Source organism: Nocardia sp. NPDC051929 (assembly GCF_044548645.1).
Classification (GTDB): domain Bacteria; phylum Actinomycetota; class Actinomycetes; order Mycobacteriales; family Mycobacteriaceae; genus Nocardia; species Nocardia sichangensis.
In genome coordinates, this window is sequence record NZ_JBIUCG010000007.1 from 111,903 (window position 1) to 122,359 (window position 10,457).

Annotated in this window: 1 pseudogene (only partly in view); it reads left to right on the forward strand. The window is 71.6% G+C overall.

The features are described from left to right. Nucleotides 1-10,457, forward strand: a pseudogene (locus ACIHAX_RS11035) (hypothetical protein); its annotated part reaches 21,670 nt to the left of the window's first position; the annotation flags it as partial.

Sequence of the window (10,457 nt, forward strand, 5' to 3'; positions counted from 1 at the left end):
CGCGCGCCGATCACGACGCCGCTCTGGCCGACGCCCTGCGCCGCAGTTCCGATGTGGCACAGGCGATCGTGCGCCCGGAGACCACGGTCGACTACCGTCACGTGCTCGCCGACCGCGAAGACAACGTGCGGACGCAGGACATGGACCCGCCCGAGATCGAACGGTTGAGTACCGGGTGGATCGGCGGTCGCCGCCTGGACATCACCTCGTGGCGCGACGCCGACGGCGTCTGGCACCGCGTCGATCCGACCCGTCCGGACTGGGAATTCGGGCGCGATCGCAGCGAACCGCCGAAGAAGTACTCGCGGAAGGAACTGCCGGACGGTGTCAGCGGGTGGGCGATGGAGGACGTCGTCAACGACATCACCCTGCCGACCGACGACGTCCCGCCGGGCATGATCCCGGAGAGCACCCTTCCGCTGCACATGCCGCAGGCGCCTTCGCGGTACGACACCTCGGGCGTCGACGAGCACGACGTGTACACCCAGCACTGGGGCGGCGATTCGTACAACGTGGTGCGCCTGCTGCTGATGGCGGCGCAGGTGCCCAAGCATCCGGCGGTGAAGGCGTGGATCCAGCGTCATCCGGAGATCGGCGAGTGGGTGCAGGCGCGGCCGTGGCTGCGACATGTGCCGCCGTTCGGCACGGTGTTCCGCAACTACGAATGGTTCGCCCCGCCGCAGCGCAACATCCAGCCGATGCACCGGCCGTGGAATGCGGCCGACCATGTGCCGCCGGGCGACCGGGTCGACATCCCGGAGGGCCTGCGGCGCGAGTGGGACCGTGACGTCGCTGCCTGGCAGCGGGTCCAGGACTGGGCGGACGGGGAATACGAGCGCTTCCTCGCCGACGACACCGACATCGACCGGATCGCCTACGGCCTGGACCGGCATCGGCGCGCCGAGCAGGAAACCCGGGCGCGCGAGGTGGTGGACGCCGTCGCACGGCTGGTCCGGCGGCAGCCGGGTATCGATCCGCTCGGCGACGTCGACGCGCAACTCGGGCGCATCCACGACGAGATCGACCGGATGGCGGCCGACCTCGCGGACCGGTTCGCCGCCGAAGACCCCGACGCGATTCGCGACACTGTGGAGGACATCCGCGAACTGGTGGCGGGCGGTGGCGATCCCGACGACATCGCCACCGCGCTCGCCGAGCACATGCGCGACGACGTTCCCGTGTTCACCCGCGAGGAACTGGCGCGCATCAAGGACCACCTGATGGTCGACGAGCATCGAGTACGCGAACACAGCGATCCGGCCGGCCGGTACACCGACGAGAAGATGGACCGCCTCGCCGATGTAGCGGAGGCGTGGCAGCGACTGATCGACGGCGTCCCGCTGTCACAAGACTTCGTGCTGCTCGACGACATGCTGGCCGAAGCGCGATTCCTGGATGAAAATCCGCTTTCGACCTGGCAGCAGGCCAACGCGCACGCGATCACGCTCGGCTATCACTGGGACGCCGACCGCCCGCCGTTGACCGATTGGCGCGCGGGCATCCCGTACGCTCCCGCTCCGCTTGCACCGGACCCGGGCTACCTGCCGCCCGCATCGGGTGCGACGCCGTCGCGGCCCCACGGCCCGACCGATGGCCCCGGCGAAGGACCCCGCGGCGGCGATCGCCGCCCGCCCGCCGGAGAGGAGCCGTCGCGTCCACGCGAAGAGGACGAATCCTCGGCGCCGAACGCCGACGGCGGTGCGCAGAAGCCCCCGGAGGATCCACCCGCACCCGCGCGTCCGGACGAGCCCGACGAGCCCGACGACTCGGGTGACGGTGAGCAGGGTGCGCCGCGGACCGATCGTCTCGAGGACGAACCGGATGCGGCGTCGCCACGCACCGCTCGTCCGGACGAGTCCGATGATTCGGGTGACGGTGGGCAGGGTGTGCCGCGGACCGACCGTCCTGAGCGCGAACCGGATGCGGCGGAGGCGTCGCGCACCACGCGTCTGGGCGCGTCCGATGATTCGGGTGACGGTGAGCTAGCCGTGCCGTCGACCGACCGTCCCGGGAGCGAGCCGGATGCGGCGTCGCCGCGCACCGTGCGTCCGGATGAGTCCGGTGAAAGTGCGTCGGACGACCCGCGGAACGCCGCGCCGCACTCCCCATCCGTCACCGCGCGCGACGATGCGCACCGAGCGCTCGCCGACCTCGACGAGCTGCACCGCCGAATCGACCAGCAGCTCGACGACCTGTTGCGCCGCGCGAGTACGGATCTGGACCGGATCGAGCAGCGCGCTCTCGACCGCCTGGCCGACATCGAAGCCGAGATCGCCGCACGGTTCGACGAGCTGTCCGCTCGGCCCGACCAGGGCGTCCCGGCCGCAGCCGAGGTCCCGCCGCTCGCGGCGCCCACGGCCCGCCCGGGCGCGGAGAACTCGGCCGAGGCGGCGCTGGAGCGCATCCGCGCGGAGTTCGACGACGCGGCCCGGCGCACCGACGAACGATTCGACGAGCTGCTTCGCGACACCTTCGCCCAGCTCGACGGGATCGCGACGGACCTCGATCAGCACTTCGACGCCGCCGTCGCCCGGCTCGACCGGCTCGCAGGCGGGCCGGACGACGCGGCACACCCGTCTCCGGAGGCCCAGACGCTGGACGAGTTGCATGCTCGCCTGCTGGACGAACTGGACGAGATCCACCGCCGCGCCATGGACCGCCTCGACGCACTCGAACGCGAGCTCGACGGATTCCCCTCGGGCACAGAGCCAACGCCACCGCCCGCGCCGGGGGAACCAGTGGCGGGAACTACGCGCGTGGGCGATCCGGCTCCGGATGACGGCGACCGGTCTCCCAGGAGACCCGTCGCGGGAAGTGCGCGCGTCGGCGACCCGGCTTCACCCGGAGAAGCTCGGGAAACCAGAGGGCCTGTCGCGGGGAAAACACGAGCCGACGACCTAGGTGCGACTGGCGGCGAAAGGCATACGGGTGTTGACGCCGAGCATCTGTCGGCTGAGCGTGATGCGGCGGCACAGGAGTTGGCGGATGCGCGGGCCGACCTCGCGGACGCTCGCCGTGGGTTGCCGGTGAACGAGGAGGATCTGACGCGGGATGCGTTGGACGATGCGCTCGAAGCCCTGGGTGGCCGCACGATGCGGGTGGATGAGCAGGGCCCGTGGCAGGAGCGGGTTGCACGGCTCGAGGATGCGGCGCGGCGGGTGTTCGACGCGGAGGACGCGTTCGCGCGGGTGGACGACGCTCGCGACGAGGACGGCCAGGTGGCCCGTCCGATATCGGACAACCCCGGCGAAGAATCTGCTTCGCGTGGAGCGGACACCGTGGCCGGGGAATCGGTACGTGTCGACGCCGAACCGAGCCGCCCGACCGCCCGGCGTGATGCGGCGGAGCGGGAGTTGGCGGACGCGCGGGCCGACCTGGCGGATGCTCGCCGTGAGTTGCCGGTGAACGACGAGGATCTGACGCGGGATGCGTTGGACGATGCGCTCGAAGCCTTGCGTGGCCGCACATCGCGGGTGGACGAGCAGGGGCCGTGGCACGAGCGGATTGCGGAGTTGGAGCGTGCCGCGCGGCGCGTGTTCGACGCCGAGGACGAATTGGCGCGGGCCGAATACGCTCGTGCACAAGCGGCTCGGGCTGCTGACACCGAATCGCCATCGGAAGATCTAGGCGCAGAGCCGGTTACACGTGAGGTCGAGGCCGAAGAACCGGTGCGTGCCGACGCCGACCAGGATCGCCCGGTCGCTGGGCTGCCTGACACCGCCGAACCGCGGGCGGAGGCCGCAGGTGCGGATGGTGAGCCGCCATCCGGGCCGCCGCCCACGAATGCCGAGCCACCGGCCGATGGCCGTCCGGATGGTGCTCGTCGCACCGGCAATCCCGTTCACGACGTGCTCGAATTCCTTCGCCAACAGCGCGATTGGACCGATCAGCGCGATGCCGACCCGCTCACCGATGCCGAGGCCGAGCACGTTCGCCTGCTCGCCGAGGCATTGGGTCTCGACGAGAGATTCGCCGCGCTGCGCGATCCGCTGGCCGCTCTGGCCGAACTCGCCGAAATCGCCAGGGCGCGAGGCTTCCTCGACGAAGCCGACGGCCCGCGCATGCGCTACCCGGACGATTTCGAGCCGCTCACCAGCGCGGAACGCTACGGAGACGAGCAGTTCTGGCTGGCCGAGGCGCCCGACGACGGCCTGCGCGACGTACAGGACGACTTGCGCCGCGCGGGCCTGCCGATCGAGCAACCGCGACCACCGCGACTGCCCGCGGCTGCCACGAGCCCGGATGCCCTGCCACCTGCCGACCCAGGCCGCACGGTCGCCGACTCGGAACGCCTGGCCGCGCAACGGGACGCGGCGGTCCGCGAATTGGCCGACGCGCGCGCCGGTCTCGCGGATGCGCGGCGTGGTCTTCCGGTCGATGACGAGGATCTGACACGGGACGCATTGGATGACGCGCTCGACGGCATGCGCGGCCGCACGTTGCGTGTGGATGAGCAGCAACCATGGCAGGACCGGGTCACGCGACTCGAGGATGCGGCTCGGCGCGTGTTCGATGCCGAGGACGGGCTCGCGCGGGCCGAAGACGCAGCACGCGAAGCCGATCCCGCGGCCGAAATTCGTCCAGAGGCCGACACCGAGCGCCTGACCGCGCAGCGGGATGCGGCGGCGCGGGAGCTGGCCGACGCACGGGCCGATCTCGCCGATGCTCGCCGTGGCTTGCCGGTGAACGACGAGGATCTCACCCCGGCTGCGTTGGACGATGCGCTCGAAGCCTTGCGTGGGCGCACATCGCGTGTCGACGGTCAGGGACCGTGGCAGGACCGCGTCACGGAGTTGGAGCGCGCCGCCCGGCGCGTCTTCGACGCCGACGCGGAACTCGCTCGGTCGGAACGCGCCCTCGAGCAAGCCGCGACCACCAATGAACGGACACAGCAATCGGATGCACGTGACGCGACTCACGGTGTGCAGTTGCCGCGTGTCGTTGCCGAGCGTCTGTCCGCGCAGCGGGACGCGGCGGTCCGCGAATTGGCCGATGCGCAGGCCGATCTCGTGGCGGCCCGCCGTGGGTTGCCGGTCGACGACGCGGACCTGACGCCGGGTGCGTTGGACGGCGCGCTCGACGGACTGCGCGGACGCACGCTGCGGTTGGACGAACAAGGTCCGTGGCAGGACCGTGTCACGGAGTTGGAGCGCGCCGCCCGCCGTGTCTTCGATGCCGAAGCGGAAGTCGCTCGGCTGGACGATGCCCGCGCACAGGCCACTCGGGCAGCCGAGCCGCACTCGAATGATGCGAACCGAGAGCGTGCCGGGGATGCGCACGAGTCGTCCCGCGCTCCGCGTCCTGAACCGATCGACCGGACTCGCGATCGGCTCGCACGCCGATTCGCCCTCGACGAGGACGATCTGTCCCCGGAGCATCTCGGCGCCACCATCGCCGACCTGCGTTACCGAAACCTGTTGCAGGCGGGCATGGTCGAGGCGCTCGCGGCAGCGACCGAGCGGGCGCGCGGCACGCGTCATCCGGACTTGCGCGCGCAGGTGCGCGAGACCCGCGACGCCTGGGCACGGCGGCTCCGCATCGATCCGGCCGATCTCGATCGCGATCCGGCCGGGACGGTGGAGCAGGCCCGTGCCGCGGTGCGCCGCGACGCGCAAGCCATCGCAGACCTCGCCGACGCCGTCCAAGCGGCCCGCGGCCAGACCGGCGCCGAGCCCCAGCCGGGGGAGACCCGCCGGTACACCCTCGAGGTCGATGGTGAGCGCGTGCCGGCGCGGCTGGTCGCCGACGAGAACGGCGGCTGGCGGGTGGAGACGCCCGAACGTCTCGACGCACCCGAACCGGCGGATACCGACGTGCCCGCACCGCGGCAACCGGAGCGGCCGAAGTCGCGGCTGCGTCGCCTGTGGGAGGCACTGACGGCGGGATACCTCGGCGAGAGCCCGAAGTACCCGTCCGGCTCCGGCATCGATAGCGCGGGCCAATCGCTGATCGCGCACGAAGCGGGGCTGCCGCTCACCAAGCACTATGACCCGACTCCCGCGCCCGGCGACGAATACGAGGTGATGCAGACCAAGTTCAGTCCGGTCCGCATCCTCAAAGAAGCCGTCACCATGTGGCGCAAGCGGGAACTCGTCCCGTTCCTGAAGCGACTGACCTCCCGGGTCGCCGACTCGGCGGCCGAGTACGGCACACCGGTCGCCCGCGACGGCGAGGAGTACCGGTACTGGCTGGAGGAGGCCGATCCGGAGCTGGTGCGCCGGGAACTCGGGGTGGAACTCGAGGAGCTGAAGCGACAGGCCGAGGACGCCGCCCGCGCGATCGCCGCGCCGGAGTCCAGGCCGGAGCCGACCGACGGCGAGACGCCCGACGCCACACCGGAACCGGCCCTGCGGTCGGGCGAGGAGCTGCCCGCGAGCACCGGTGAACTCGCCGACTGGCTGCGCGAGTTGTCCGAGGCGACGGTCCGGCGGCAGGAACTGGCCGACGCCCTGGTGGCCGCGGCCGCTGCGCTGGGCGTCGACCTCGGTGAACCGACCCCCGAGAACGTCCGTCGGGTCGTCGATCTGCTGCGGTATCAGCAGATCCGCCGGATCGGCGCGCTCACCGGCCTCGCCGAGGCGTCCCGCCGGTACAACGCCGAGCACGAGCGGATCCCGTACAGCGACGAGGTCGGCTTCTTCGACGCCAACCCGATGAACCGTTTCCTCGGTGAGGTAGTGCGCGCCTTCGGCGGCAACCCCACCCTGTTGGACTGGCAGGGCGTCAACAACGGCGGTGAGCCGAGCCGCGAGTGGGGCGACCTCTACGACACCGACCAGCCGGGCCAGGACCAGGGCCTGCGCTCCTTCTTCGAGAATGCGCTGCGCCGCGACCAGATCAAGGACGAGCGTTCCGTGTGGGCGCAGCTGCTCGGCACCGATCTGCACGCGCTCGACGCGCATCAGCTCGCGAACGCGCTCGCCGACGAGATGGACCGGATCCGCGAGCACGCGCGCGGCATGACCGCCTTCCGCACCGACGCCGACGAGTTCCTGCGGGCCGATGCCGCGGCCGACGAACTCACGGGCCTGATCGGCGACATGGCCGGGCGGGACCGGGTACTCGCGCGGGGCGGAGCGATGCTGGAAGACGGTACCGGTCTCGGTCTGGTCCCCGGCGAGCCCGGCGGGCCGATGCGGTTGGTGGTCGTGGACGGCACGCTCGGCCACGACCGCGTCCTCGCCGACGCGCTCGCGGCGCACCCCAGGCTCGCCGAGGCTGTCAACGAGGGCATCGTCGAGGTCCACTACCTGGTCACCGACGTGCGTCCGGACCGGATCGCGATCGCCGACGGCGGGGCGACGCAGGTGCGTCACTTCACCGGCGAGGTCGAGGGACGCAGCCTCGACGTCACCGTGGTGGACGACGGCGACGGCTGGCGTGTCGTGCCGGACGCTGTCGTGAACTCCGACACGCTTCCTGTCGCGGACGAGGCGCCGGAACCGTTGTCGCGACGGGAGATCGGCGACGCCATCAGTGAACTCGCACAGCGCCTCGACATCACCGAAGCGGAGCTGGCTTCCCCGGAACTGCTCGCCGAGCGGCTCGCGGTGCTGCGCGACGAGAACGCCATTCGCGCGGGACAGATCGAGGCGATCATCGACTACGCGCGCACCGCCTGGGACATCGACACCTATCACGAGGTCGGCGACGCGCGGCATGTGCTGGCGCACCGGCTCGGCCTGGACGCCGCGGACATGACACCGCGGCGCCTGGCCGAGGCGATGGCGGACCCGGATATTCGCAACGCCTTGCGGCAGCAACGGGCCGAGGCGCTGCTCAAATACGCGAAGCTGTTGCGCGGCATCGACCCGGCCGCGATCGATGCGGCCAACGACCGGCTGGTCCGGCGCCTCGACACCTTGCCGGGAACAGTGCGGATCACCGGTCTCGGGCAGCTGGGCGAGGTGATCGCCAACCAGTCACATCGGCCGAACCTGCACCCCGACCTGGTCGACGCGCTCACCGACTACGCCGACGCGCTCACCGACTACGCCGACGCGCTCGCCGCGGTCGATGTGTTCGACCCGCGCGCCCACGGTGACCGAGCGCTCGATCCCCGCGTGTCCGATGTCGAGTTCCCCGTGCACGACAAAGCCGTTCGCCACCTGCTGGCGGTCATCGGCGACGTCGCCCACCTCACCGAGGCTCCTGGCCGGCTCGGCATGCTGGACGGCGACACCAGCGCCGCGCCCGGCCCCGATCGCGGGGCCGGCCGGGACTTCGCGCGCCTGGTCGGAGTGGACCTGACCGACGCGGGCCCGGAACGGTGGGCCGAGGTCTACGAGGTCTACCGCGACGGCAAGCTCGACCAGAACGAGCGACTGACCCCCGGTCAGCTCGCCGAAGTGCAGGCCGAGCTGCGCGCCGAGGTCGTCGGGCGCGCCGACGACATCGCCGCCCTCTCCGATCTCGTTCAACGCGCCGCCCGCGCCGATGTGGAACGCCTGTCCGCGCAGCGCGCCGCGGTGGTTCGGGAGTTGGCGGACGCGCAGGCCGATCTTTCGGATGCCCGCCGCGGTCTTCCGGTGAATGACGAGGACCTGACGCGCGATGCGTTGGACGATGCGCTCGACAACCTGCGTGGGCGCACGTTGCGGGTCGAGGAGCAGGGCCCGTGGCAGGAGCGGGTCGGAGCGTTGGAGCGCGCGGCACGCCGCGTATTCGACGCCGATGCGGAGGTGGCCCGTTTAAACGATGCCCTCGCGCAGGCCGATCGAGCAGCCGAGGCGCCCTCGCACGGCCGAGCACATCAGCCGGAGGGGCAAGACACCGGTCACGCGGTCGAAAGCCCACGTGCCGATACCGAGCGGGCGCGGCTGTCCGCCCAGCGGGACGCGGCGGCGCGGGAATTGGCGGACGCCCGGGCCGACCTCGCGGCGGCTCGCCGTGGATTGCCGGTCGACGACGCGGACCTGACGCCGCAAGCCCTGGATGACGCACTGGAAAACCTGCGCTCGCGGACGATGCGAGTGGACGAGCAACAGCAGTGGCAGGACCGGCTGACCGGACTCGAGCAGGCCGCCCGCCACGTCTTCGACGCCGAAGCGGAGGTTGCCCGCCTGGACGACGCTCTCGCCCAGACCCCCCAGCCATCCGACCGGTCGCCGAACGCCCCAGCAGAAGAACCAGCCCCAGGCGCGGCAGCGGAATCGGCCCGTGCCGAGGCGGATGCCGAGCGCGAGCGTCTGTCCGCACAGCGTGCTGCGGCCGCCCGTGAGTTGGCCGATGCACAAGCCGTACTCGCGGATGCTCGTCGCGGACTGCCGGTGAACGACGAGGATCTGACGCGGGATGCGTTGGATGACGCGCTTGATGGTCTGCGTGGGCGGACCATGCGGGTGGATGAGCAGGGCCCGTGGCAGGACCGAGTCACGGAGTTGGAGCGTGCGGCCCGCCGCGTATTCGACGCCGAAGACGGGCTCGCGCGGTTGGACGAGACACTCGAGCAGGCCGCTGGAGCCATCGAGCCGCTCTCGCCCGACGGACCGGAAGAATCGGTTTCGCGGGCAGCGGAAGAGTCCGCTCGTGCCGAGGCGGAAGCGGAGCGGGCGCGTCTGTCCGCGCAGCGTGCTGCGGCGGAGCGGGAGTTGGCTGATGCGCAGGCCGATCTCACGGATGCGCGTCGCGGACTACCGGTGAATGACGAGGATCTGACGCGGGATGCGCTGGATGACGCGTTGGATGGTCTGCGTGGGCGGACGATGCGGGTGGATGAGCAGGGCCCGTGGCAGGAGCGGGTTGCGCGGCTCGAGGATGCGGCTCGGCGTGTGATCGATGCCGAGGACGAGCTCGCGCGGGCCGAAGACGCTGTGCGCGAGCATCCTTCGGAGCGCTCCGCGCATCGTTCCTCCCAGGAGGGCGCGTCCGGTTCCCGGACTGCTCGCGGTGGCGGGGAGACGTCACGCCGGGAGCGTGACGGTGGCGAGGATTCGCCGGAGAGCGGAACTCGCGTTCATCGCGACGGTGCTGACGAGTCGTCGGGCGGTGCTCGCTCGAACCGCGGCGGTGATTCGGAGCCGCCCGCGGGTCCGTCGGGCCCGGGGCCGGTGCGTTACCGCCGGATGCCGCCGAACTGGGCGCTGCGCTCGCACATTCCGCATCCGCCGAGGGACTACGAGTTCGAAATGCCGGGGCCGTTCCTGAACGAAGTGGAGCGGTGGCCCGTCCCTATGCCGCAACCGGAACCCCCGAAGCCGTCGAACCCACCCCAGCCACCCACGCCGCCGGTTCCGCCGCTCCCGCCGGTTCCGCCCACGCCGCCGCTCCCGCCGGTTCCGCCGACACCGCCGGTTCCGCCGACACCGCCGGTTCCGCCGACACCACCGCCGGTTCCGCCGACTCCGCCCACGCCGCCGCTCCCGCCGGTTCCGCCGACTCCACCGGTTCCACCGGTTCCGCCCGCGCCGCCGACACCGCCCGCGCCGCCGGTCCCGCCCACGCCGCCGGTTCCGCCG